The sequence below is a fragment of the Krasilnikovia sp. M28-CT-15 genome (genome assembly GCF_047159595.1).
In the GTDB taxonomy this organism is placed as follows: domain Bacteria; phylum Actinomycetota; class Actinomycetes; order Mycobacteriales; family Micromonosporaceae; genus Actinoplanes.
Genome location: NZ_BAAGAK010000001.1, coordinates 6,565,206 through 6,587,913, shown reverse-complemented (window position 1 = coordinate 6,587,913; position 22,708 = coordinate 6,565,206). Strand labels below are relative to the sequence as shown.

At 71.7% G+C, this 22,708-nt stretch carries 25 protein-coding genes; 12 read left to right on the top strand and 13 right to left on the bottom strand.

Annotation, left to right across the window (positions count from 1 at the left end; all coding sequences use genetic code 11):
• Positions 1-16: 16 nt before the first annotated feature.
• Together ACMCNO_RS30160 and ACMCNO_RS30155 are read right to left on the bottom strand one after the other, a co-directional pair.
• Positions 17-412: a hypothetical protein gene (locus tag ACMCNO_RS30160; protein WP_412752816.1), complete on the bottom strand. Its 396-nt coding sequence runs from the start codon at positions 410-412 to the stop codon at positions 17-19.
• A gap of 108 nt (positions 413-520) precedes the next feature.
• Entirely contained in the window at positions 521-919 is a 399-nt protein-coding gene (locus ACMCNO_RS30155; protein WP_412752815.1) for a hypothetical protein, read from the bottom strand.
• Positions 920-1,002: 83 nt separating this feature from the next.
• Here ACMCNO_RS30155 and ACMCNO_RS30150 point away from each other — a divergent pair, with 83 nt between their 5' ends.
• The 5 genes from ACMCNO_RS30150 to ACMCNO_RS30130 all read left to right on the top strand — a co-directional run bounded on the left by ACMCNO_RS30150 (position 1,003) and on the right by ACMCNO_RS30130 (position 4,782).
• Positions 1,003-1,383 carry a hypothetical protein gene (locus ACMCNO_RS30150; protein ID WP_412752814.1) on the top strand — a complete coding sequence of 127 codons (381 nt, stop codon included), beginning with the start codon at positions 1,003-1,005 and terminating at the stop codon, positions 1,381-1,383.
• A gap of 134 nt (positions 1,384-1,517) precedes the next feature.
• Positions 1,518-2,045, top strand: a complete 528-nt coding sequence (locus tag ACMCNO_RS30145; RefSeq protein WP_412752813.1) for a SigE family RNA polymerase sigma factor — start codon at positions 1,518-1,520, stop codon at positions 2,043-2,045.
• Entirely contained in the window at positions 2,042-2,644 is a 603-nt protein-coding gene (locus tag ACMCNO_RS30140; protein ID WP_412752812.1) for a hypothetical protein, read from the top strand. Before ACMCNO_RS30145 ends, ACMCNO_RS30140 begins: the two co-directional genes overlap by 4 nt.
• Before the next feature lie 75 nt (positions 2,645-2,719).
• A complete protein-coding gene (locus ACMCNO_RS30135) occupies positions 2,720-3,340 on the top strand; it encodes a helix-turn-helix domain-containing protein (RefSeq protein ID WP_412752811.1) in 621 nt (206 codons plus the stop codon).
• Positions 3,341-3,489: 149 nt separating this feature from the next.
• Positions 3,490-4,782, top strand: coding sequence for a methyl-accepting chemotaxis protein (locus ACMCNO_RS30130; RefSeq protein ID WP_412752810.1), 1,293 nt, complete (start codon positions 3,490-3,492; stop codon positions 4,780-4,782).
• 32 nt (positions 4,783-4,814) lie between these two features.
• Here ACMCNO_RS30130 and ACMCNO_RS30125 read toward each other — a convergent pair whose 3' ends face one another.
• On the bottom strand, positions 4,815-5,510 hold the full coding sequence (locus tag ACMCNO_RS30125; protein WP_412752809.1) for a hypothetical protein: 696 nt from the start codon (positions 5,508-5,510) through the stop codon (positions 4,815-4,817).
• 337 nt (positions 5,511-5,847) lie between these two features.
• Here ACMCNO_RS30125 and ACMCNO_RS30120 point away from each other — a divergent pair, with 337 nt between their 5' ends.
• Both ACMCNO_RS30120 and ACMCNO_RS30115 read left to right on the top strand, forming a co-directional pair.
• Positions 5,848-6,276 (top strand): ArsR/SmtB family transcription factor, encoded by a 429-nt coding sequence (locus tag ACMCNO_RS30120; protein ID WP_412752808.1) that lies wholly within the window; start codon positions 5,848-5,850, stop codon positions 6,274-6,276.
• Positions 6,269-6,901, top strand: a complete 633-nt coding sequence (locus tag ACMCNO_RS30115) for an SRPBCC family protein (RefSeq protein WP_412752807.1) — start codon at positions 6,269-6,271, stop codon at positions 6,899-6,901. The genes ACMCNO_RS30120 and ACMCNO_RS30115 overlap by 8 nt, the downstream gene beginning before the upstream one ends.
• Before the next feature lie 45 nt (positions 6,902-6,946).
• On the opposite strand, the gene ACMCNO_RS30110 is transcribed toward ACMCNO_RS30115, so the two are convergent.
• A complete protein-coding gene (locus ACMCNO_RS30110; protein WP_412752806.1) occupies positions 6,947-8,515 on the bottom strand; it encodes a diguanylate cyclase domain-containing protein in 1,569 nt (522 codons plus the stop codon).
• A gap of 141 nt (positions 8,516-8,656) precedes the next feature.
• Positions 8,657-9,817: a lamin tail domain-containing protein gene (locus ACMCNO_RS30105; protein WP_412752805.1), complete on the bottom strand. Its 1,161-nt coding sequence runs from the start codon at positions 9,815-9,817 to the stop codon at positions 8,657-8,659.
• A 287-nt stretch (positions 9,818-10,104) separates the two neighbouring features.
• On the opposite strand from ACMCNO_RS30105, the gene ACMCNO_RS30100 reads away from it, so the two are divergent.
• Positions 10,105-11,025, top strand: a complete 921-nt coding sequence (locus ACMCNO_RS30100; protein ID WP_412752804.1) for a pentapeptide repeat-containing protein — start codon at positions 10,105-10,107, stop codon at positions 11,023-11,025.
• Between the two features lie 681 nt (positions 11,026-11,706).
• Here the strand turns inward: ACMCNO_RS30100 and ACMCNO_RS30095 are convergent.
• Positions 11,707-12,558 (bottom strand): spermidine synthase, encoded by an 852-nt coding sequence (locus tag ACMCNO_RS30095; protein ID WP_412752803.1) that lies wholly within the window; start codon positions 12,556-12,558, stop codon positions 11,707-11,709.
• A gap of 203 nt (positions 12,559-12,761) precedes the next feature.
• Here ACMCNO_RS30095 and ACMCNO_RS30090 point away from each other — a divergent pair, with 203 nt between their 5' ends.
• Complete coding sequence (locus ACMCNO_RS30090; RefSeq protein ID WP_412752802.1) at positions 12,762-13,112, top strand: hypothetical protein; 351 nt, start codon at positions 12,762-12,764, stop codon at positions 13,110-13,112.
• A 2-nt stretch (positions 13,113-13,114) separates the two neighbouring features.
• Here the strand turns inward: ACMCNO_RS30090 and ACMCNO_RS30085 are convergent, their stop codons facing one another.
• A complete protein-coding gene (locus ACMCNO_RS30085; protein ID WP_412752801.1) occupies positions 13,115-13,294 on the bottom strand; it encodes an antitoxin in 180 nt (59 codons plus the stop codon).
• Positions 13,291-15,267 (bottom strand): 4-alpha-glucanotransferase, encoded by a 1,977-nt coding sequence (malQ, locus tag ACMCNO_RS30080; RefSeq protein WP_412752800.1) that lies wholly within the window; start codon positions 15,265-15,267, stop codon positions 13,291-13,293. The genes ACMCNO_RS30085 and malQ overlap by 4 nt, the downstream gene beginning before the upstream one ends.
• 94 nt (positions 15,268-15,361) lie before the next feature.
• Here malQ and ACMCNO_RS30075 point away from each other — a divergent pair, with 94 nt between their 5' ends.
• Positions 15,362-15,613, top strand: coding sequence for a hypothetical protein (locus tag ACMCNO_RS30075; RefSeq protein ID WP_412752799.1), 252 nt, complete (start codon positions 15,362-15,364; stop codon positions 15,611-15,613).
• A gap of 7 nt (positions 15,614-15,620) precedes the next feature.
• On the opposite strand, the gene glpK is transcribed toward ACMCNO_RS30075, so the two are convergent.
• From glpK to ACMCNO_RS30060, 3 genes are all read right to left on the bottom strand, one after another.
• Positions 15,621-17,105 (bottom strand): glycerol kinase GlpK, encoded by a 1,485-nt coding sequence (gene glpK, locus ACMCNO_RS30070; RefSeq protein ID WP_412752798.1) that lies wholly within the window; start codon positions 17,103-17,105, stop codon positions 15,621-15,623.
• Between the two features lie 58 nt (positions 17,106-17,163).
• Positions 17,164-18,390: a family 16 glycosylhydrolase gene (locus ACMCNO_RS30065; RefSeq protein ID WP_412752797.1), complete on the bottom strand. Its 1,227-nt coding sequence runs from the start codon at positions 18,388-18,390 to the stop codon at positions 17,164-17,166.
• Between the two features lie 128 nt (positions 18,391-18,518).
• Positions 18,519-19,169, bottom strand: a complete 651-nt coding sequence (locus ACMCNO_RS30060) for a carbohydrate-binding protein (protein WP_412752796.1) — start codon at positions 19,167-19,169, stop codon at positions 18,519-18,521.
• Between the two features lie 247 nt (positions 19,170-19,416).
• Between ACMCNO_RS30060 and macS the strand changes: the two genes are divergently transcribed.
• Both macS and ACMCNO_RS30050 read left to right on the top strand, forming a co-directional pair.
• On the top strand, positions 19,417-20,565 hold the full coding sequence (gene macS, locus ACMCNO_RS30055) for a MacS family sensor histidine kinase (RefSeq protein ID WP_412752795.1): 1,149 nt from the start codon (positions 19,417-19,419) through the stop codon (positions 20,563-20,565).
• A 34-nt stretch (positions 20,566-20,599) separates the two neighbouring features.
• Complete coding sequence (locus ACMCNO_RS30050) at positions 20,600-21,229, top strand: response regulator (RefSeq protein ID WP_412753862.1); 630 nt, start codon at positions 20,600-20,602, stop codon at positions 21,227-21,229.
• Positions 21,230-21,239: 10 nt separating this feature from the next.
• Here the strand turns inward: ACMCNO_RS30050 and ACMCNO_RS30045 are convergent, their stop codons facing one another.
• Both ACMCNO_RS30045 and ACMCNO_RS30040 read right to left on the bottom strand, forming a co-directional pair.
• Positions 21,240-21,797, bottom strand: a complete 558-nt coding sequence (locus ACMCNO_RS30045) for a DUF5709 domain-containing protein (RefSeq protein WP_412752794.1) — start codon at positions 21,795-21,797, stop codon at positions 21,240-21,242.
• A 10-nt stretch (positions 21,798-21,807) separates the two neighbouring features.
• The gene (locus ACMCNO_RS30040; RefSeq protein WP_412752793.1) at positions 21,808-22,581 is read right to left on the bottom strand and encodes an ATP-binding protein; all 774 of its coding nucleotides are present in this window, start codon (positions 22,579-22,581) and stop codon (positions 21,808-21,810) included.
• Positions 22,582-22,708: the final 127 nt, after the last annotated feature.

Sequence of the window (22,708 nt, the reverse complement as noted above, 5' to 3'; positions counted from 1 at the left end):
GCGTGGTGACTGGTCTTCAGCTGTATTGAAGATAGGTCACCGTCAGGATCGCGAGTCCGGTCACCGTCGAGCCGAGCAGCGCGGAGCCCGCCCCCACCATGGCGACTTCCTTGAGGGGCCAGCGTGGGCCCGTCGGGTGCTGACGCATCCGTCGCAACCGGGATGCCGCGACCACGAGCAGGCCTACGCCCGTGAGCGTCAGCACGAGGTAGACGACGCCAAGCACCAGTCCCGCCACCAGGACCCCGATCAGCCCCGTCCCGATGCGGGTCCATGCGCAGTCATCCAGGAATGTTGTGCTGTTGCACCGGGGTGGCTCGGAGACCATGCCCAGGACCGCGAGGACCAGCCGGGCCGGTACCGCATGCAGTAAGGCACCCGTGATGGTCTCGGCCGCCGCGCTGATGCTCACCGAGACTCCCGCACGGTTGCCCACCGCCTCAGTCAAGCAAGTGCCGGGTCTGGAGCGGGCAGAACGGGCATGAGGTACGCCTTCGCGGCCGATTCCGGGGGCGGGTTGTCAGGCGAAGAAGAACCCGCGGACCTCCGCGCGGAACAGGTTGGCCAGGACCCAGGCCGCCATCGTGAACAGGATGAGTGCGGCAAGACCCACGAAAACGCCCAAGAACATGCACCCGACGATGATCGTCAGCATGGTCAGCTGCGTGACGACGGCGAGGATCCAGGCGATGGCCCGGCCGCGCCGGAACTGCCAGCCCGACAGCGCCAGCAGGAACGGGGTGCTCCACAGCGTCAGGTAGATGGCGAGGAACTCGTCGCTGCGAGACTCGCCCAGAACGCGGGCGAGGAACGAGAGCATCAACGTGATGATCAACAAGAGGATCGTCGTCAACGACATCTGCAGCCACAGAAGCGCCCGAGTCTGCTCGACGAGCCGCGGTAACTCCGGTCGGGTCATGGCGAGTGAATGTAGTGCAGCGGCAGGGTGGGCGGGGGGCACGCCGAGGGTTGGTGGGAGTCCGCCGCGGGAACAGCAGGTCCATGGCCAAGTACACGGTCGGCAAGGCTGCCGTCGACCACGCCCGCCATCTCATCGACAGACGCCAGTACATCCTGAACAGCGACTGGGGCCAGGTGCAGCCGCGCGCGGCGGACCAGAACAGGTTCCTGGACACGCACGGCTGGGACGAGTACGCCCTGTGGCACGTCGGGCTCACGGAGGGCGCGACGGAGCACACCAAGGCGAGGTACGCGTTCGTGTACGGCGACTTCCGGCGGGTCCACCGCTCGGCGCTCATCGCATGCGTGTTCCGGGCCGCCGAGTGGCGGCACAAGGAGGTTGAGCTGGCAGCGCACGACCTCCTGCAGTACCTGGACGAGGCGAGCTGGCTCGCGAAGGCGAGGGCCGGATCGCACTCGTGAGGGCGTTCCGGCGCGCATTGGCTTCTGCCGTTCGGAAACGGAACGCGCCCTTCCGGGCGGCCGTTGGCATGACTTCGCTAGAGTCGCCGCGGTCCGCCCGGTATCGGGCATCAGTCCGGGAGGTCGCGGTCGGCGTGAATGAGGTAGTCGAGGCCGACTTCTGCGAGTTCGTCCGGTCACGCACTCCTGCGTTGCTACGTACGGGTTTCCTGCTGACCGGTGACCGGCATCTGGCCGAGGATCTGGTGCAGGACGCGCTGGCGCGGACCCATCGGGCGGCGCGCCGACTCGCCGACGAGGGGCATTTCGAGGCATACACGCGCACCGCGATGTACCACCTGCACGTCAGCCGCTGGCGGCGTAGCCGGATCACCGAGTCGCTGCCCGGTGAGCTGACCGACACGGCGCACCCGGCCGGTGACCACAGTGACCGGGTCAGTCTGCAGGTCGCCCTGCATCAGGCGCTGGGCCGGCTGACCCGTAGGCAGCGGGCCGTCCTGGTGTTGCGGTACTTCGAGGACCGTTCGGAGGCCGAGGCCGCAGAGCTGCTGTCGTGTTCCGTCGGCACGATCAAGAGCCAGACCAGCAAGGCCCTGGCCCGTCTGCGTACGGTGGCTCCCGACCTGATCTCGACCGCGGCGACGGAGGAGGCAGCCCGGTGAGCGACGATCTGAGCCGCCTGCGCCAGACGATGTCCGAACTGGCCGAGTACGGCGGCAGCGCTGACCTCTACGAGCCGACCCTGCGCCGGTCGCGTCGGATCGGCCGGCGCCGGGCGATCGTGTCGGCCTCCGCGGCGGTCGTGGCCGTGCTGGCCATCGGTGTTCCCGTGGCGTTCGCCCAGCAACCCGGGTCGCCGCCGTTCGCATCGCGGCCGACGGGCGGTGCCACGGGTGCGCCGCGTCCGGCCGCGATGTCGCCGAGCACCACCATCCCGGACCCGGCGCGGCCGTCATCACCCGGTTCCCGCCCCGCGCACGCCGCGAGCGGGTGCCCGGTCAGCGCGTCCACCCTGCAGAAGGCGGCGAAGCTGTCCGCCGGGTGGAAACTCGACGCGTCCTCGGTCAAGTGCAAGCAGAACTGGGCCATCGCCGACACGGTCGCGCCGTCGCCCGACCAGCAGGGCGACGGCATGCTCTTCTTCAAGTACGACGCGGGCACCGGGACGTGGCGGAAGAAGGGCGAGGGCAGCGCGGTCGAGTGCGGTGCCGGTGACCCGATGGGCGTTCCGGCGAGCACCGGTTTCTGCAACACCAGCTGATTCTCCGTGATCGTCCTCACCCCCGCACCGCCGGACGGTTTGGACTCCGATGCCGGTGACCACGAGGATGTCGGCATGACGGGCGACGTACGTGACCGGATTCTCGGGCTGCTGAGCAGCGGACCCGCCACCGTGGCCGGGCTCGCCGCCAGGCTCGCTCTGCCCGGTGGCGTGGTCAGTTACCAGCTCAAACTGCTCGAACAGGCCGGGCTGGTCTGGGTCGGTGCCTCACGCACGGTGTACGGCGTGCCCACCCCGGTGTACGTGAGCACGGCGGCCGCGGTCCCTCCGCCGCTGCCGGCTCCGGCGCCACTGCCCGGACTGACCTGGACCGGGACGGGCCGCTTCCCGGCCCCGGTGTGGACCACGGGTCACCCGGAAGACTCCCTCACCGAGCCCGGACCGCCGCCGGACGACGCGGAAGGCGAGCTGCCGGACCCCGCCGGAGCCCACCGGTCGCACCCCACGCATAGCCGTGGCGCCATCCCGGGCCCGCGCATGACGGATCCCTCACCGCGCCTGGTCGACGTGCGCAGGGTCCCGGTCGACGACGCCACGTTCTCCGAATTCGCCGCCCGCCTGGACGCGCTCGCGCGCGAGTTCGCGGCCCGGGCGACCCCTGGCGCACCGGCGGCCGAGGTGGCCATCTCCTTCTACCGCCCGCCTGGCGCGGCGTCCTCCGGCTACGGATCCTGATCACCGGCGGCGGTCCAAAATGTCTGTCATATCGCCGCCCCGCACCGAGGGCGCCGGAGGGCAGGCGACTGGGCGGGACGGGCGCCGCAGCGCCCGTGACGCCGACGACTACGACACAGGTCGCAATGTGCGCTGCCGACGGAAGGGGCATGACGCACGGCCCTGCCAGGAACCCGGGACGACGCAGTCCGCTCGAGGACCGGTCCATCTCCGGCAGGTTGCTGCCGCGGCTGTTCCTGCCCACCGGTCTGGCCGGCGTGATCATCGGACTGTCCAATGTCGACGGTTACCGGGGTTCCCTGCTGATCCGGGGGCTGATGGCCTGCGTGATCGCGGCGGCGATGTGGCGGGTGAACTGGGACCGGGTGCCGCCGCAGGTGCTGCGGATCATGGCGTACGTCGGTGTGCTGATGATCGGCTTCGGGGCGGTCACCGCTCCCGAGACCTACTACCTGGTCCTGCTGGACTCGGCCGTCGGCCTGGTCTGGGCCGGGTTCACGCTCGAACGCCGCGACGTGGTGGCGCTGTCGGCCATCATGGCGGTGCAGACCCTGGTGACGGAGTGGCGGCTTTCCCCGCCGTGGACGGCGATCTGGCACTCGTTGGCGATCTGGCTGCTGCTGACCACGCTCTGCGTGGTGATGCACTGGCTTCGCGGGCTGCTCGACGATAGTGCCGCTCAGGTCGCGCGGGCGCAGGCTGAGGTCAGTGAGCTGCAGGTGCGCACGCTGACCGAACAGCAGCAGGCCGAGGGGCAGCGGGCCGAGCTCGCCGCCGCGCAGATGGCCGCGCAGGCCGACCTGCAGCAGCAGGTCGCGGCTCAGGCGGCCGTGCTGGCCCAGTCGGCCGGTGAGGTCAGCCAGAACACCGCGGTCGCGGCCGCGGCGACCGAGCAGATGTCCACCGCGTTGCAGGACCTGTCGCGTACCGCCCAGTCCACCGAAGAGGTCACGGTCTCGGTGGTGCGGCAGGCGGACGACGCGGCCACGGTGATCAAGGCGCTGGCAGCGTCCAGCGCGCAGATCATGGCGGCCAGCGACATCATCCAGTCGATCGCCGAGCAGACGAATCTGCTGGCGCTGAATGCCACCATCGAGTCGGCCCGCGCCGGGGAGAGCGGCAAGGGCTTCGCGGTCGTGGCGAACGAGGTCAAGGAACTGGCTCGCCAGTCCGGCGAGAACGCGGACTCCATCAACCGGACGCTGACCGAGGTACGCGCCCAGGTCGACGCCGCCGTCACTCAGGTGACGGATATCGCCGTCGGCATGAACACCTTGTCGGCGCACCACAGCACGCTCGCCGCCGCGATCGAGGAACAGTCCGCGGCGGTCGCGGAGGTAACCCGTACGGTCAGTCAGACCGCCGGTGAGACGCAGACGATGGCCAGCGGAATCCTCGCTCTGGAACTGATCTCCCGGAGCAGTGCCTCGGTAGCCGACTGACAGAGTCAGTCACCACGACGGCGCGGGATCGGTCATTCCTTGGCTTCCGGGTGCCGCTCCTCGATGTACCGCTTCGGGTACGGGACGAGCGAGTCCTTGCCGCTCTTGATCGCCTCGAAATCCTCCACGACCTGCCGGAGCGCGGTGTCCTCGGCGATGTTCGAGGAACTCCATACCTGTGCGTCCGTCAATCGGCCCTTGATGGTGCCGTACTGGGTCGCCAGTTGCCGTGCTTTGCCGGCTGCTTCGGAGTAGTTCTTGACCCTCGGGATGATGGCGCAGGCTGCGGCCGCGAAGGCGGCGCCGGAGGCCGTGGTCTGTGCCCACCAGGAATTCGTCTCGGCCAGGAATCCCCAGATGGTGAGGCCCGTTACCATGCTTAGGAACGCCGCCGCGAGCGCGTAGGTGTCGGACTTTCGCTGCATCTCGTTCGCGTACCGGGGCAGGCGGATGGCCCAGTACTTCGAGCTGTCGAGGCATTCGTCGATTCGATCCCGGCTGATCGGCGCGGCGGTCACCGTCGGCCGCGTGGCGTACATCGGCTGAGGTGTTGCCATTGCCGAATTCGCTGGCTGCGGCGGCGTTGCGCCGGGGGGAACAGGCGACTGCGGGGCTGCGTACATGTTCGGCGACTGCGGGGCGGACGCTTCCGGAGTCAGGATTGTCGGCCCTGCGGAGTTGTTTGTTCCGCCTCCCAGGATCGGCGGTGGCCCGGAGGTCGGTTTCATTCCCGGAAGAATGGGGCCGTTGGGGGAAATGGGTGTTTCGTCTGCTGATTGAGATGCCCTGGCCATTCTAGCTCCCTTCGCTAGACAATCGCCTGCCGCATGCGGTGATCGGCAGGCTCCATCCAGGGGGAGTGGACACAGGTACTGTAGCCACCAGTTCACGGCTAAGGAGGGGTTTCTGCCCACTTGGTCGGCTACGGCTCTGCTGCGCTGTCACGCGCGTACCCGCCTTTTCTGGTCTGACTTTTCGAACGTTTTTTTGTCCTTAGGGGACGGTGTCGCGACACGCCATACCTAACTCTGGACTTATATACGGCTAGCCTGATAGCTTGGCCGGGTGCATGCGTTCGACGTGCTCGGCGACCCCATCCGGCGGCGCATCCTGGAGCTGCTGGCCGACGGTGAGCAGACCTCCGGCGCCGTCACGGAGGTCATCCGGGCCGAGTTCGGCGTGTCCCAGCCCGCCGTGTCCCAGCACCTGCGCGTGTTGCGGGACAACGGATTCGCGACCGTGCGCGCGGTCGGGGCCCGCCGGCTGTACACGGTGGACGGCGCCGGGCTGCGGCAGGTGGACGCCTGGCTGGGACCGTTCCGCCGGTTCTGGACGCCACACCTCGCCGCGATGGCCACGGAAGTGGCCCGGGGCAAGCGCATGCGTCGCCTGGCCGCCGAGCAGACGCACGGCGCCCCGTCGCCGCGCGACGGCGAGGCTGACGGAGCAGCCCGCGTGACCGAATCCGACGTACCTGGAGTCACTCATGATTGACGCGAAAGAGCAGATCAGCGCCGTGCGCCGCACGCTGGGCAGCCGGGTGCTGGAAGCCGGTGAGGCCCGGGTCCTCACGATCAGCCAGGTGTACGACACCGGCATCGACGACCTGTGGGAGGTGGTCACCACCGCCGAGCGGATCGGGCGCTGGTTCCTGCCGGTCTCCGGCGACCTCCGCGAGGGCGGGCACTACCAGTTCGAGGGCCAGGCCGGTGGCACGATCAGCCGCTGCGACAAGCCGCGCTCGTACGCGGCCACCTGGGAATTCGGCGGCAACGTGAGCTGGATCGAGGTCCGCCTCACCCCGGAGACCGCCGACCGGACCCGGTTCGAGCTGGAACACGTCGCCCACGTCGAGGACGAGTTCGCCGACCAGTACGGTCCGGGCGCGGTCGGCGTCGGCTGGGATTCGGGTCTGCTCGGCCTGGCCAACCATCTCGCCGACCCCGGTGCGCCGCGCGACTCGGAAGCCATCGCGGCATGGACCGTCTCGTCGGAGGGCCGGGAATTCATGCGGCTCAGCAGCGAGGCGTGGGCGGAGGCCGACATCGCGGCGGGGGCCGACCCGGAGCGGGCCAGGAAGCAGGCGGCCCAGACGTACGCCGCCTACACGGGCGGCTGACCTCCCGCGGGGGCCAACCGCAGGCGGCCGCCCACGCCGGGGCGTTCAGGTGGTGGGCTGGCCCTGTTCCGTGACCGGGGTTCGGGGCGACGGCACGCTCGACATCGGCCATCCCGGTTCCGGGCGTGGGGCGGCGGCGTAACGGCGTACCACGCTCTTGCCTGCCGCCTTGGCGGCATACAGCGCGTGGTCGGCCTCCCGGAGCAGGCGGTCGATACCGTGTCCGGGCCCCTGCGCGGTGGTGATGCCGACGCTGGCACCGACCCGGACCTGCGTGTCCGCGGTCGGCACGGGTGCGGCCAGCCGGCCGATGATGCGCGCGGCGATCCTCTCGGCCTCGGCCGGATCGTTCAGGCCGGGCAGCAACACGGCGAACTCGTCGCCGCCGAGGCGGGCCGCGGTGTCGGTGCCGCGCAGCGCGCCGGGCAGGCGGTGGCCCACGGCAACCAGGACGGTGTCGCCCGCAGCGTGGCCGAGCTGGTCGTTGACCGGCTTGAAACCGTCCAGGTCGACCAGCAGCACGCCGGTGTGGTCGTCCGGGCCGGCGGCGGCCAACTCCTCGGCAGCGCGGCCGTGGAACGCGGTGCGGTTCGGCAGGCCGGTCAGCGCGTCGTGGTGCGCGGCGTGGCGCAGCCGTTCCTGCTGTTCGTCGAGGTCGCTGAGCAGCCGCTTGATGGTGAGCAGGCTGAGGAACTGGCGCAGCATCGCCAGTCCGGTGCTGCACAGCAGCGCCCAGACCAGCACCGGGCTCAGCGTCCCGGAACGCAGGTACAGGCCGCTGACGGCGCAGATGGCGAGCGCCACCGGCACGTACGGCAGCGCGGTCCAGAAGCCGGCCAGCGCCCGGCGGCCGGAGGCGTCCGCCGCGCCCACGGTGCTCCGGCTGGCCAGGGCAACGAGCAGGCCACCGGTGAGGTACAGCGCGCCGACGCCCATGGCGTACCAGGGTTTGCCTTCGGTCGAGTTGTGGGTGGAGCCCACGGCGGCCAGGGCAAACAGCGCCATAGCGGCGGCCAGCAGGTGCAACGCGCGCCCGTCGGCGCGGGCCTGGATGCGCGACATGAGGGTGAGGGCCAGCGCGGCCGCGATGATCTCCGGCAGCAAGGTGACCACGAAGGTCAGGCGGCTGCCCAGCGGCAGGGTGGCCGTGGCCGGCGCGATGACGAACTGCCAGACCAGGGCGAACAGGGAACCCGCGACCGTGGCCACGTCGATCACATGGGTGGTGCCCGCCAGCGCGCCGGGCAGCGGCGGCGCGGCCAGGGCGATCCCGACCAGGGCCACCGTGGCGGAGGCCACGGAGAGCAGGTCGGCCACGTTCGGCTTGGCCGGTGCGAGGTCGAACAGGGCGTACCCGGTGTAGAGGGTGTAGGACGCGCCGAGCAGGACGGAACCGACGATGCCCAGCCCCCACCCGGCCCTTTCCCGCCCGGTGCGGACCCGCGCCTGCCGGAGAAAGCCGAAGGGGGCGAGGAATCCGGCGACCGCGGTCGGCACGCTGGCGATCACGAGGCCCGTCCGGATGGACAGCAGCGGCAGGACCAGCTGGAGCACGGCGCCCGCCAGCACGGCGGCCACCACGGGGGTGGCCAGGCGCTGCCTCGGCTTGCGCACGTTCCCCCCTGACGTCGCCTGTTGACGGTGTCCATCGACGCCGGACCGCGGGACTTGAGGGTACGCAGTGTGAGCTGGGCCGGGAAATGCATCGGCGGCCCCGGATTCCCAGGGAACCCGGAGCCGCCGTATATCAGCTCGTTAGCAGGTCGTGACCTTGCGGTCGCGAGTCCACTTGCACGAGTCGATGGTCCTGGTCCCGAACCGCAGCGTGGCGGTGTCGCCGCCGTTGTTCCAGACGTAGACGCGCTTGCCCCAGTACCGGTCCCTGACGCTCGGCTTGCCGTTGGTGCCCTTACCCGTGCGCACGTAGACGTTCTTGCCCGCGCCCAGCGAGTACGAGCCGGTGAACGTGTACGTGTTGCCGGACGCGTCCCGGACGGTCCACCCCTTGAGGTTGATCGTCTTCGACGTCTTGTTGGTGAGCCGGAACCACTCGTTGTTCAGCCCAGCCTTGCCGTGGTACTGGATCAGGGTGAACTGGACGTCGCCCGCCTTCGGCCCGGCCGGAACCGGGGGCTTGGGCGCCGGCGGCTTCGGCGCCGGAGGCGTCGGAGTCGTCGGAGTCGTCGGAGTCGGGGTCGGCGTCGGATCCGGGTCCGGCGTCGTCGAGGTGCCGAACACCTTGATGGTCTGAGCCGGCGAGAAGTTCGGGAGGATCGCGGTGCTCAGGTCCTCGTCGATGTGTGCCCGGTAGGTCTTCGAGGTGCCGGCGCCCTGGTTACTCAGGACGGTGTGGTACTCGCCGACCAAGTCGGTGACGCCAGCGGCGACGTTCGTCCAGGTACCGCCGGACTGGCGCTGGATCTGGACGTGGAGCCCATCCTGGTTGGGATTCGCGGCGACGTCTACGGATACCGTGCCGTCCGTCGTCGAGGCCAACGTGAGCGTCGGGATCACCTGTACGGAAACCTTCACCGTGTTCGAGAAGTCGGTGTGGTCGCCCTCTTTGACCTTGAACAGGAAGCCGCTGTCGACGTTCCGGTGCATGGTGAACGCCCCCGAGCTGGATGCCGTGGCGGTCAGCGGAGCGCCGGTGTCAAAGTTGATGGCGACGTAGAAGTCGTTGAACACGTACGCGGATTCGTACAGGGTCACCGTGGCGCCGGGGGTGGCCGTGCCGGTAATAGTGATCTCCGAGAAGCCGACCGTCGAGGCAGGCGCCGAGATGGTCGGCTCCGTGGCCGCGTGCGCGGGCGAACTGAACGTCACGGCGGCCAGGCAGGTGGCGGCCGCGAAGGCGGCCAGGGTGGTGCGGCGGGCGCGTCGGTCGGTCCTGACCGACGTGTCGCGAGAACGCATGGAGTTGTCTCCTTCGGCGGTTCGCGACCGGGCGCCAGGAGGCGCGCGCCAGCGACCGCCGTCGTGGGCGATTGGTCGCCGAAGCGTATTGGTCTGACTGTGGGTAGCCATACATCTCGGTGGTTCTGCTTGCTGGCCGCTCGGCTGATCTGCGGTGCCCGTACGGGCTTCACCTGGAAAAGCGTCACCAAAAAGGGTGGCGGCTCAGGGGCGGTTTATCCTAAATGCCATGACTCAACGTGATTGTCGCTAGTTACGTTCAGCGACTTGTTACGGTGGTATCCGCCATGTCTGAAGATCCACCGGGGGACCGGTCCCTGCGCGCCGACTGTGCGCGTTGCGCCGGCCTGTGCTGTGTCGCGCCCGCGTTCGCGAAGTCGTCGGACTTCGCCATCGACAAGCCCGCCGGACGGCCCTGCCCCAACCTGCGCGGCGACTTCCGCTGCGGCATCCACGACCACCTGCGGGAACGCGGCTTCGGCGGGTGCGTGGTGTTCGACTGCTTCGGCGCGGGCCAGCAGGTCACCCAGGTCACGTTCGGCGGAAGGGACTGGCGCGCTCAGCCGGAGCTGGCCGGGCCGATGTTCGCGGCGCTGCCCGTCATGCGCCAGCTGCACGAGCTGCTCTGGCTGCTCACCGAGGCGATGCGCCTGCCCGGCACGGCGCGACAGCACGACCGGCTCCGCGACGCCCTCGCCGAGACCCGCAGGCTCACCGAACTGAGCGCCGACGAGCTGCCCACGCTGGACGTCGACGCCCACCGGCGACGGGTCAACCCGCTGCTGCAACGGGCCAGCGAATCGGCCCGGGCCGGGCTGCGGCGGCGCCCCGACCACCGCGGCGCCAACCTGATCGGCGGTCGGCTGGCCGGAGCCGACCTGCGCGGGGCGAATCTGCGCGGTGCCCTGCTCATCGGTGCCGACCTGCGCGGCGCCGACCTGCGGGCGGCCGACCTCACCGGTGCTGACCTGCGTGGGGCGGATCTGCGCGGCGCCGACCTGGCGGGCGCGTTGTTCGTCACCCCGGCACAGCTCGACGCGGCCCGGACTGACGAGACCACCCGGCACCCGAGTTCGCCGCGAACCGAGCGGTCGCCCGGCGCAGCGACTCCGCCCGCGGTGGGCACTGCGGCTCCGGGGCCGGACGGTTCACCGGCAGCGCGCCGGGCAAGGACACCGTCTGCCCGGCGCCGCCCTCGCGGTTGCTGAACTCGGGGCCGATGAGCAGCCGGGACAGCAGCCGCGCCTGCGGCGTGGACAGCCCCAGCTTGTCCGCGTGGTCGATGCGGAACCGGGCGACGGCCTGGCGGACCACGTTGGCCAGCCGGTCGGCGTCCCGCACGGACTCCACGTCCCCGCCCGCCAGCACGAGCGCGGGCCAGCTGCCGTCCGGCCCGGCGCAGACCAGCTGGACCTGGCTGGTCGACCCCGCCCGTCCGGTGCCCGGGGCGCCGGGCTGCACCCGTACGTGCCACGGCCACTGCCAGCGGAGCTCGCCCGAGGAGACCTCCAGATCGTCCGGGGAGTCCGACGACGCGTACGCGTACCGCAGGCGCTGATCCGTCACCAGGACCTCGGTCGACTCCGGCACGGCCCAGCGCGGCAGCGCCGCGGCGCGGTCGAACGCGTACTCGGCGACCGCGGCCCGGCCCCGCCAGACGGCGCGTTCACCGCCGCGCAACGGAGCGAACACGTCCACCGGATCGGGTGAGACGGACAAGGCGGCCCCCCTCCGCATCGCGGCCACGGCCCCGAGGCGGGGCCGCCTCGATTACATCGGCGCCCCGAGCCGCCCACAAGCGGGCGACCCCGACTTTTGCCGGATCACGGAACCTCGGCGCGGGGCGGGGCGGAAGGTTGAACTTTCGGGCGACCCCGGCCGTACCTCTCTCAGGCGCGGAAACGGAACAGGCCGTCCGGCGGCGCCGGGGAGGGCACCGCCGCGTCGTCACCCACCGGGGTGGCGCCCCCGGCGAACCGGTCCAGATCGGTTTCCACCCGTCCCGGGAACCAGTCCCCGGCCACCCGCCGGGTCAACTCCGGCACCGGCGGCGGCGTACGCCCCGCCAGCAGCACCACATTGCCGAAGCGGCGCCCCCGCAGCACCGCCGCGTCGGCCGTGACGCACGCCTGCGGCAGCACCGACCGGATCGTGGCGACCTGGGCGCGCGCGTGGCGCAGCGGCGGGCCGTCGGCCACGTTCGCGATGAGGAAGCCGGTGGGGGCCAGCACCCGGGCGATCTCCCGGGCGAACTCCACCGAGGCCAGATGCGCGGGGGTGCGGGAGCCCGCGAACACGTCCAGCACCACCACGTCGTACCCGCCGGGACGCATGCCCGCGAGCTCCGCGCGGGCGTCGCCGATACGTACCCGGATCCGGGCGGACGACGGCCATGGCAGCCAGGTGCGGACCAGCTCCACCAGGGGGCCGTCGACCTCCACCACGCGCTGCGCCGAGCCGGGGCGGGTGGCCGCGACGTACCGGGGCAGGGTCAGCGCCCCGCCGCCCAGGTGCAGCACCCGCAGCGGCTGTCCGGCCGGAGCCAGCAGGTCCAGGGCCGCGCCGATGCGGCGCACGTACTCGAACTCGAGGTGTGTCGGGTCGGCCAGGTCGACATGCGACTGCGGGGTGCCGTCCAGCATCAGCGTCCAGCCGGTCCGGCGGTCAGGGTCCGGCACCAGCTCGGCCTGGCCCGACCCGACGGTCGCGACCCGCCGCTCCGACCCCCTGCGCTGCGCCACGCGAGGCAGTATGCCGGTTGCCCGGCCGCTGTCCGGCGGCGGTCACCTCGTCGGCCAGCGCGGGCGGTCGTGATCCGCTGCCGCGCACCAGAGCGGGTGAATGTGAAGTGGATTTGCGCAAAACGGTCATCTGGCGCGCCTGATGCGTTCCACACTGACCGCAGCGGGCCCGTCGGGTGGACGGGCCGGGGTGGGGGTGAGCGATGTCGGGCAACGCGCCGACGGGGATCGTCGGCGAGCGGCAGGCCGCGATCGTCGACGACGGACCGGTGCCGGCCCTCGCGGTAAGCCCACCGCTGCGGATCCGCCGCTACGCGTCGGACGAAGGCCCCGGCTACTGGCGCTGGGACTGCGCCGACTGCGGCGAGTACGGCGGCGGACGCCACCACACCGACGCGGTCACCCGGGCGATGCGGCACTGCGCGGAGCATCCGGCCCACCGGTCGTCGCTGCTGCCGCCGGTCCGCTGCCGCACGCCGGAGCCCGCCCCGCCGGTGCACCCGATGCTGTTCGCGGTGGACGACGACCCGCCGCCCCCGCCGCTGAACACCTGACCCTACGGCTGGGTGTCGCCCTCCCCGGTACGCTTCTGCGCCTCGTCCACGCCGCGTTCGATCTGGTCGGTGTACTTGTGGCCGGTGCGCTCGTCCACCGCGTCACCGACCTTCTCCAGCGCCTGGTCGACCAGCTTGTCGTGCTTGTCGGCGAGTTCCTTCGCCTTGTCCAGGAAGCTCATGCGCTACGCCTCTCCTGCTCGCCGGTGGGCCGGGGCGCACCGAGCACCTGCGCCACCCGCCGGACCCGGGGGTCGGTGCGGATCTGCTCCAGGCTAGCGGCGAGCGGCATCCGCCAGTTCGGATACTCCCGCGTGGTGCCGGGCAGGTTCGGCTGCCGCAGCTCGCCGAGTACGTCGTACAGGGACGCGGTGACCAGACGGCACGGGGTCCGGGCCAGGAACGCGTGCAGCGCCTCGACGATCTGTCCGGGGCTGCTGTCCGCGGTGACCAGCCCCTCGGCCCGCAATGCCGCCAGCAGCCGGGCCCGGTCGTCCGCGGCCTGCTGTTCCTCCTGCGCCACCGGCCCCGCCAGCAGGCCCAGCTCGGCACGGAGCCGCACCTGCTCCCCGCGCAGGAAACCCGCGGCGGTGGGCAGGTCGTGAGTGGACACGCTGGCCAGCGCGTTACGCGGATAGCGGGCGGCGGGCAGGTAGCCACCGTCCGGGTCGTCCCGGTCGCGGGTGAACCACAGCACCGCCGAACCCAGCATGTTCATCCGGGCCAGGCCCGCGGTGACCTCCGGCAGCACGGTGCCCAGGTCCTCGCCGACGACCACGGCTCCGGCCCGGTGCGCCTCCAGCGCCAGGATGCCCAGCATGGCGTCCGGGTCGTACCGCACGTACGTGCCCTCGGCTGGGCCCGTGCCCGGCGGGACCCACCACAGCCGCCACAGCCCGGCCACGTGATCCACCCGCAGGCCCCCGGCGTGCCGGAAGATGCGGCGCAGCATGTCCCGGTACGCCGCGTACCCCGTCTCGACCAGCCGGTCCGGCCGCCACGCGGCCAGCCCCCAGTCCTGGCCGAGCTGGTTGAACGCGTCCGGTGGCGCGCCCGCGTGCACCCCGTCGGCCAGCACGTCCTGCAACAGCCAGGCGTCGGCGCCGCCGGGGTCGATCCCGACCGCGAGGTCGTGCACGATGCCGACCGGCATCCCGGCCGCCCGGGCCGCCGCGCGGGCGGCGCCGAGCTGGGTGTCGAGCTGCCGCTGCAGCCAGACCTGGAACGCCACCCGGTCGCGCAGCTCGGCGCGGGCGGCCGCGACCGCCGCGGTGTCCGGGCGGCGCAGCTCGGCGGGCCACCGCCGCCAGTCCGGGCCGTGCCGCTCGGCCAGGGCGCAGTACGTGGCGAAGTCCGCCAGGCCGGGATCGGCGTCCACGTCGACCGCACCGGCCAGCGGCCAGAGCAGTTCCAGCGCCTCGCTCTTGGCCCGCCACACCGCGCTGTAGTCGATCAGGCCGTCCCCGGCCGGTGCCGGGCGCAGGGCGTCCACCCGGGACCGCAGGGCGTCGTCCGCCCGCTGGTACTCCGGTGTGTCGGCGACCCGCAGGTACAGCGGGTTGGCGAAGCGGCGGCTCGACGGAAAGTACGGCGACTCCGGCACCGGCAGCGTCGGGGTCGGCGCGTGCAGCGGGTTGAGCAGGACCAGCCCGGCGCCGTGGGCGACCTCCCGGATGAAGGTCACCAGGTCGCCGAGGTCACCCATGCCCCACGACGCGGCCGAGTGCAGCGCGTACAGCTGGAGCATCCAGCCCCACGTCTGCGGCGGCTCGGGCAGCGCCGCCGGGACCACGACCAGGGTGGCCTCCTGACCGGCGCAGCTCATGGTGTGCCAGCCCAGCGGCAGGTCGGCGGGGACCATGCCGGTCACGGTGCGCCGGCCGCCGTCCTCGGTGACGATCGTGGCGGGCGCCGCCAGCGGGTACGTGCGCCCGTGGCGTACCACCACCGTGCCGGGCAGGCGCCGCTGCCGCCGGGCGCGGCGCACCGCGGCCAGTTCCCGGGCGATCGCTGCGGGGGTACGGGCGTCCACGCCGAGCAGGCCCAACACCGCGGTCACGGTGGCCGGGGAGACGTCGCGGCGTTCGCTGTGCCAGTCCTCGTACCAGGTCGCCACGCCGTGTGCCGCGGCCAGCGCCGCCAGATCAGCGTCCATTCCGCTCCCTTTCCCGGTGGGTTCCGCCTCCTACCCTGCCGGACCGGCGGCGGTTCCGCGCGCATCGGTTGCGCGGCTGCGCCACCATGAGCACATGTCTTCTGCAGTGACATGGTGGTCGCGGCTGACCGCGGCGGTGACCGGTGCGGTCCTCACGCTGGTGGTGCCCGTGCATGCGTGGGCCGCCAGCAACGGGGTCGCCGACGTGGCGGTCGAGGCGGTCAAGTACCGCCGACGCCGTTCCGGCTTCGGGTTCTTCGGCTTCTCCGCGCTGTGCTGCCTGTTCGTGGTGGGGGCGATCGCCCTCATCGTGGTGTTGATCATGCGAAGCCGCAAGCGCCGCTGACCCGGCGTCACGTCCAGTTCAGGGTGCGTTCGACCGCCTTGCGCCACTGGGCGAAGTCGTGCTCCACCTCGGCCCGGTCCCGTTCGGGCCGCCAGTTGCCCGCCTGCTGCCAGTTGGCCCGCAGCGTGTCGGTGTCCGGCCAGAAGCCGACCGCCAGGCCCGCCGCGTACGCCGCGCCGAGGCAGGTCGTCTCCGCCACCACGGGCCGCACCACGGGGACCGCGAGCACGTCCGCGAGGAACTGCATGAGCAGTTCGTTGCCGGTCATCCCGCCGTCCACCTTGAGTGTGGTCAGCGCGGTGCCGCTGTCGGCGTTCATCGCGTCGACCACCTCGCGGGTCTGCCAGCCGCTGGCCTCCAGCGCGGCGCGGGCCAGGTGGCCGCGGTGGACGAAGCCGGTGAGCCCGACCAGTACGCCACGGGCGTCGGCGCGCCAGTGCGGGGCGAACAGCCCGGCGAACGCGGGCACCAGGTAGCAGCCGCCGTTGTCCGGCACCGTCCGGGCCAGCTCTTCCACCTCGGGCGCGGTCCGGATGAGGCCGAGGTTGTCGCGCAGCCACTGGATGAGTGCGCCGGTGACCGCGATCGCGCCTTCCAGTGCGTACACCGCGGGCTGGTCGCCGATGCGGTAGCCGACCGTCGTGAGCAGACCGTGGGCGGAGGTGACCGGGTCGGTGCCGGTGTTCAGCAGCAGGAAGCTGCCGGTGCCGTAGGTGCATTTCGCCTCGCCGGGGGCGAAGCAGGTCTGGCCGAACAGGGCGGCCTGCTGGTCGCCGAGCGCGGCGGCCAGCGGCACCCCGGCCAGCGGGCCCTCGGTGATCTCGCCGTACACCTCGCTGGAGGAGTGGATCTCGGGCAGCATCGCGGCCGGGATGCCGGTCGCGGCCAGGATTTCCCGGTCCCAGTCGAGGGTTTCCAGGTTCATCAGCAGGGTGCGGCTGGCGTTGGTGACGTCGGTGAGGTGGCGCCCGGTCAGTTTCCAGATCAGCCAGCTGTCCATCGTGCCGAACAGCACCTCGCCCGCCTCGGCGCGCTCCCGCAGGCCGGGCACGTTCTCCAGCAGCCAGGCCAGCTTCGAGCCGGAGAAGTACGGCGCCAGCGGCAGCCCGGTGCGCCGCCGGAACTCGTCCTCGCCCATCGCAGCGGCGAAACGGCGCAGCTGCTCATCCGTACGGGTGTCCTGCCAGACGATGGCGTTGTGCACGGGCTTGCCGGTGTCCCGTTCCCAGACCAGCGTGGTCTCCCGCTGGTTGGTGATGCCCACGGCGGCGAGCTGGTCCGCGGTGATCGACTCGACGGCCAGTGCCTCGCGGACGACGAAGTCGACGCGCTCCCAGATCTCGTCGGCGTCGTGCTCGACCCAGCCGGGACGGGGGAAGATCTGCCGGTGTTCGCGCTGGGCGACGGAGACGACCGTGCCGTCGGCGTCGAAGACGATGCAGCGCGAGGAGGTGGTGCCCTGATCGATGGCGGCGACGTATTCCTTGGTCACGTGTGAAACCGTAGGGGAAAGACCGGCGGCGCGGGGCCACCGGCCGTTTCCGATTTCGTCAGGCCCTGCTCCACTTCTGGTTCGCCGTCCCGGCGCAGTCCCACAGTTGCAGCTGGGCGCCGTTGGCGCTGTTGACGTCCTTGATGTCCACGCACCGGTTCGCGGAGATGTTCACCAGGTCACCCGCGGCCGACAGGGTGAACCGTTGCACCGGGTTGCCGTTGCAGGTGACCAGCTGGATTCCGGTGCCGTTGGCGGTGCCCGCACCGGCCGGATCCATGCACTTGCCCATGGCGCGCAGGGTGCCGTCGCTGTGGAACGTCCACTGCTGGGCGGCGGTGCCGTTGCAGTCCCACATCTGCAGGCGGGCCCCGTCGACCGGGTTGGCGCCGGGGATGTCGATGCACCGGCTGTTCAACGCGGACTTCAGCGCGGTTCCACCGGCGTCGTTCCACGCCGAGACGCGGACGTAGTCGACGAGCATGGTCTGCGGGAAGACGGTGCCGGCATCGGGATTGCCCGGCCAGCTGCCACCGACCGCCACGTTCATAATCATGAAGAACGGGTGGTCGAAGACCCAGGTGCCGTTGACGTTGGCGGGGGTGACCCGGAAGTACTCCTGGCCGTCGAGGAACCACACGATGAGGTTCGGCGACCATTCGATCGCGTACGTGTGGAACGCGTCGCCCAGCGGCGCGCCGATCGTGCGGCCGCCGCCGACGCCGCCCGCGCCGGAGTAGCCGGGACCGTGCACCGTGCCGTGCACGGTGTTGGGCTCCTTGCCGATGTTCTCCATGATGTCGATCTCGCCCGAGTTGGGCCAGCCGACGCTGCCGAGGTTGTCGCCGAGCATCCAGAACGCGGGCCAGATGCCCTGTCCTTTGGGGATCCTGATGCTGGCCTCGAAGCGGCCGTACTTCTGGGTGAACTTGCCCGAGGTCAGGATCCGGCCGGAGGTGTACGTGCAGGTGCCGTACCAGCACTGGTAGTTGGCCGGGTTCTCCTTGCGGGCGGTGATGGCGAGGTGGCCCTGGCCGTCGGGGGAGACGTTGCGGGTGGAGTTGGTGTAGTACTCCAGCTCGTTGTTGCCCCAGCCGCTGCCGCCGAGGTCGAAGGTCCATCTGCTGGAGTCGATCGCCGACCCGGCGGCGCCGTCGAACTCGTCCTGCCAGGTGATGGCGCCGACGGCGGCGTCGGCCTGGTCGTTGCGTGAGACGGCGCTCAGGCCGCCCACGAGGGTCGTCGCGACCACGGCGGCCGCGAGCAGGAACCTGGTTGTCCGCATGGGGGATGCCTCCGGGGAGAGGTGGACATGCGTAACAACCTTTTAATAAGTCGTGTTAACAAGTCAACCCGTTGCCGGTTCCGGAACCGGCAACGGGTTGCGCGACTGTCGGGCGGGGCGGGGCGGCGTCAGCCGACCGGCTCGAAGAGCTCCTTCAGCTTCGACGGCTCCCAGCCCGGCAGCGCGGTGTGCGCCTCCTTGACCCGGTACACCTTGCCCGCGAAGGAGACGAGGTCGCCGGCCTTGTAATCCGTGCGCACCTTCCACTTCGGCGCATTGACCTTGGTCGGGGTCGCCGAGGGGCTGTCGGACTGCTTGACCGGCTCCAGCGTGGTGGTCGTCGGCTCCGGCGCGGGCGGCTCCGTCGGGGTGGGCTCCGTCGGGGTGGGCTCCGTCGTTGCGGTCTCGGTCGGCGTGGGGTCCGTGGACGGGTCCTCACTCACCGACGGCGACGGGGAGGTCGGGGTCGGCTCCGTGGTCGGCCCCGACGGGGACGCGGTGGGGAACCACTCCTCGTCGGCGGGGCGGGCGGTCCAGGTGCGCCGGCAGTCGCGGTCCCGGAACGTGCGGCCCTCGGCCGAGGTCCAGCGCCAGACGTAGCGGCCGTCGCGGCGCTCGCACACCGTGATCCGGCCCGCCCGGTTCTCGTGCGCCGAGGCGGTGTCGTTGCGGGTGGGCAGGTAGAGGGCGGTGGCCAGGCCGGCGCCCACGACGGCGAGCGCGAGCAGGACGCGGCGGCGGCGCAGGAACGTACGACCGGCGTGGGCGGCGCGGTGCATGGGGATGAAACCTCCGTGGGCGGCGGACGTTTGTTTCGACCGTTTGTTCGGCAGGGCAACTTTTGAAGATCCGGGTCGGCCACGCAAGTCCGAGCTGCAGACTTAAGGAACGCTTAAACCTTTCGGCCAGAGAGCGTTTTCTGTGTGATCGTTTCGTGATGGGCGCGCTCCCGGAACCGGCCCGGAAGCCCCTGCTCCCGGCCGGGGATCCGCCGGTCCCGGCCCCGGATGTGGGATGGTCGGCGCCGTGACCAACTCGGGGACGGACGCGGGCAGCCTGCAGGCGCCGCTGTGGCGGGCCATCGCCGTCTACCGGATCGCCGCCCTCGTCTACGTGGCCGTCCTGATCGTGCGCAACGTCTCGCACTACGACGAGCGCTGGGCCGTGCTCGCCTGGCCCGTGCTCGCCGTCACCGCCGGCTGGACCGTCTTCACCACGTACGCGTACGCCGACCCGGCCCGGCGCCGGGCGCCCCTGCTCGTCGCCGACCTGCTCATCACGATGTCGGTGATGGCCTCGAGTGTCTGGATCGTCGGCCGCTTCGGCCTCGAGCACGGACGCCCCACCCTCGCCGTGGCCTGGCACGTCGCCCCCGTCATCTGCTGGGCGGTGGCGTGGGGCCGCCGGGGCGGAGTGACCGCCGCGCTGATCATGGGCGCCACCGACCTCGTCGTCCGCGCGCACTACGACCAGGCGGCGTTCACCGGCACGGTGCTGATGCTGATGGCCGCGTTCGCCGTCGGCAGCCTGGTCCGGCTCGCCGTGGTCGCCCAGGAACGTCTCCAACGGGCCATCGAGCTGGAGGCCGCCACGCGGGAACGGGAACGGCTCGCCCGCGACATCCACGACTCCGTGCTGCAGGTGCTGGCCCTGGTCAAGCGGCGCGGGGCCGGACTCGACGGGGAGGCCGGTGAGCTGGCCCGGCTCGCGGGTGAGCAGGAGGCGGCACTGCGCGCACTGGTCACCACCCCCGGTTCCCCGGCCGTGGACGACCACGCCGAGATCGACCTGATGACCCTGCTCGGCCCGTACGCGTCGGCCACCGTGTCGGTTGCCGCGCCGGCCGACGCGGTCCGCCTGCCCGGCCACACCGCCCGCGAGGTCGCCGCGGCCGTCGCCGCGGCCCTGGACAACGTGAGCCGCCACTGCGCGCCCGGCACCAAGGTGTGGATCCTGGTCGAGGACGAGCCCGGTGAGGTGCTCGTCAGCGTCCGCGACGAGGGGCCCGGCATCGCGCCGGACCGGCTGGCCGAAGCCGCCGCGCAGGGCCGCCTCGGCGTGGCCCAGTCCATCCGGGGCCGGATCGCCGACCTGGACGGCACCGTGTCGATCATCGCGGCCCCGGGTCAGGGCACCGAGGTCGAACTCGCGGTGCCCCGTAAGCCGATATCGTGACCCGGTGAAGCAGGAGAACACCCCGGTACGGGTCATGGTGGTCGACGACCACCCCATGTGGCGCGAAGGGGTCAGCCGTGACCTCGCCGCCGCCGGCTACGACATCGTCGCCACCACCGGCGAGGGCCGCCAGGCGGTACGGATCGCGGCCGCCGCCCGCCCCGACGTCGTCGTCCTGGACCTCCAGCTCCCCGACATCTCCGGGGTCGAGGTGATCCAGGGACTGCTGGAGGCCGCGCCCGGGGTCCGGGTACTCATGCTCTCGGCCAGCGGGGAACACCACGACGTGCTGGCCGCCGTCAAGGCCGGGGCCACGGGCTACCTGCTGAAATCGGCCGGTGCCGCGGAGTTCCTGGACGCCGTCGGGCGCACCGCCGCCGGGGACGCGGTGTTCACCCCGGGGCTGGCGGGGCTGGTGCTGGGTGAGTTCCGCCGGATGGCGACTGAACCGGCACCCGCGGAGGGACCCGCCCCCAAGCTGACCGAACGGGAGACCGAGGTGCTGCGGCTCGTGGCCAAGGGGCTGTCATACCGGCAGATCGCCGAGCGGCTCGTGCTGTCGCACCGCACGGTGCAGAACCACGTCCAGAACACGCTCGGCAAGCTCCAGCTGCACAACCGGGTCGAACTCACCCGGTACGCGATCGAGCAGGGCCTCGACTAGCGGCGTCGGGCTAGTAGTAGCCCGGCGCCCGGGTCTCGTGCATCGCCAGCTCCTCGGCCGAGGCGCCGCCGCCCGCCGCCCCCGCGTCGTACGCGATGCTGTCCCGCTCGTCGTCGAGGCCGGAACCCTCGTCCATTTCCACCAGACGGCCGACCGGGCGCGGCGAGTCGTCGTCGAGCTGGCCGTCGTCGTAGAGCGAGACGGGGGAGTTCGGGTCGGAGGTCGGTCCCGGGCCCCACACGTCCGCCGCGAACGGGGTGCTCGACGTGTCCACGTCGTCGATCGTGTCGTCGAACCACTCCCGCTCAGTCGGGCGTTCCGTGCCGACGTCCGGCTCCTCCTGGCGCAGCCGGTAGGCCAGCGGCTCACCCCGGCGGGCCTCCTCGGCGGTGTCGCCGTACCGGTTGGAGCCGCCCGGGCCGACGCCCGCCAGCGCGGCCGGGTCCGGCCCGTCCGCCCACCGGCCGGAACGCACCTCGTCGTTCGCGCTGGAATCGTCGTCGGCGGTGTCCGGCAGCCCGGAGGACTCCGGGTCCGTCACCCCGAGCGGGTAGTCGTTGTCGCGCATACCTGTCGGTTTACCCGCGGGCGGGGTCCGCTATACCTGCCGCAAGGCCCGATCGGGAGGGGCCGGAGGACTCTTCCCCGGCCAGGATCGCCCACACCACCTTGCCGTCGCTCAGGGGCAGGCTGCCCCAGCCCCGGGTGACCGCGTCGATCAGCAGCAGGCCCCGGCCCCCGTACGCGGTGGGCGCGACCGGGCCCGAGAAGCGGGGCTGCCCCGCCGAGCGGTCCCGGACCGCCACCGCCATGGTCTCCGCGTACCGCGTCAGCACCACCGTCATCGGGGTACGTGCGTGCGCCACCACGTTGTTGGCCAGCTCGGTGACGACGATGCTGCCCGCGCCGGCCAGCTCCGGCAGCTCCCACCGGGCGCACGCCTCGGTGACCAGCTCCCGGGCGCGGCGAGCCGCTCCGACCACCGGCTCCAGGTCGAGCGCCAGGCGGCGTCCGGGCGCCGGCGAGCCGAGCGCCGCGACGGCCGCCGGCACGCTCGGGCGCACCGTCAGGCCGGTGCTCCGCCACGGCGCCGGATCCGAGGTCACGAGCACCAGATGGGCGGCGGGCCAGGCCATCGTCTCCCGGGCCACGCGCTGGATCACTTCCGGGGCGCCGGAGTCCGGCACGGTCAGGTCCGCCACGTCGATGATCACGGCTTCGGGGGCGTCGGCGAGCACGTCCAGCAGGCTCATGCGGACAGCCGTGACCGCGGCCCCCGCCAGGACCCCCGTGAACCGGACGACCGGGTGGACCTGCCCATGGTCCACCGCGCGTCCGACCTCGCTCGCCATGATCACTCCATTGTGCCGACGGCCGCGGCTCGGAGGCATCCCCGTGGCCGCCGCGAGCTACCGGGCTCATCCGATTCTCGTACAGGGCTGAATTCGGATTTACCCACGGCCCGCCGGGTCATGCGTG

Bases quoted from the DNA above. Each gene is read 5' to 3' on its own strand.
- ACMCNO_RS30155 (WP_412752815.1), bottom strand. From the start codon at position 919: ATGACCCGACCGGAGTTACCGCGGCTCGTCGAGCAGACTCGGGCGCTT.
- ACMCNO_RS30050 (WP_412753862.1), top strand. From the start codon at position 20,600: ATGGTGGTCGACGACCACCCCATGTGGCGCGAAGGGGTCAGCCGTGAC.
- ACMCNO_RS30105 (WP_412752805.1), bottom strand. From the start codon at position 9,817: ATGCGTTCTCGCGACACGTCGGTCAGGACCGACCGACGCGCCCGCCGC.
- ACMCNO_RS30125 (WP_412752809.1), bottom strand. From the start codon at position 5,510: ATGAAACCGACCTCCGGGCCACCGCCGATCCTGGGAGGCGGAACAAAC.
- ACMCNO_RS30045 (WP_412752794.1), bottom strand. From the start codon at position 21,797: ATGCGCGACAACGACTACCCGCTCGGGGTGACGGACCCGGAGTCCTCC.
- ACMCNO_RS30075 (WP_412752799.1), top strand. From the start codon at position 15,362: ATGTCTTCTGCAGTGACATGGTGGTCGCGGCTGACCGCGGCGGTGACC.
- ACMCNO_RS30085 (WP_412752801.1), bottom strand. From the start codon at position 13,294: ATGAGCTTCCTGGACAAGGCGAAGGAACTCGCCGACAAGCACGACAAG.
- ACMCNO_RS30100 (WP_412752804.1), top strand. From the start codon at position 10,105: ATGTCTGAAGATCCACCGGGGGACCGGTCCCTGCGCGCCGACTGTGCG.
- ACMCNO_RS30150 (WP_412752814.1), top strand. From the start codon at position 1,003: ATGGCCAAGTACACGGTCGGCAAGGCTGCCGTCGACCACGCCCGCCAT.
- ACMCNO_RS30040 (WP_412752793.1), bottom strand. From the start codon at position 22,581: ATGGCGAGCGAGGTCGGACGCGCGGTGGACCATGGGCAGGTCCACCCG.
- ACMCNO_RS30060 (WP_412752796.1), bottom strand. From the start codon at position 19,169: ATGCACCGCGCCGCCCACGCCGGTCGTACGTTCCTGCGCCGCCGCCGC.
- ACMCNO_RS30115 (WP_412752807.1), top strand. From the start codon at position 6,269: ATGATTGACGCGAAAGAGCAGATCAGCGCCGTGCGCCGCACGCTGGGC.
- malQ (WP_412752800.1), bottom strand. From the start codon at position 15,267: ATGGACGCTGATCTGGCGGCGCTGGCCGCGGCACACGGCGTGGCGACC.
- ACMCNO_RS30135 (WP_412752811.1), top strand. From the start codon at position 2,720: ATGACGGGCGACGTACGTGACCGGATTCTCGGGCTGCTGAGCAGCGGA.
- ACMCNO_RS30130 (WP_412752810.1), top strand. From the start codon at position 3,490: ATGACGCACGGCCCTGCCAGGAACCCGGGACGACGCAGTCCGCTCGAG.
- ACMCNO_RS30090 (WP_412752802.1), top strand. From the start codon at position 12,762: ATGTCGGGCAACGCGCCGACGGGGATCGTCGGCGAGCGGCAGGCCGCG.
- ACMCNO_RS30065 (WP_412752797.1), bottom strand. From the start codon at position 18,390: ATGCGGACAACCAGGTTCCTGCTCGCGGCCGCCGTGGTCGCGACGACC.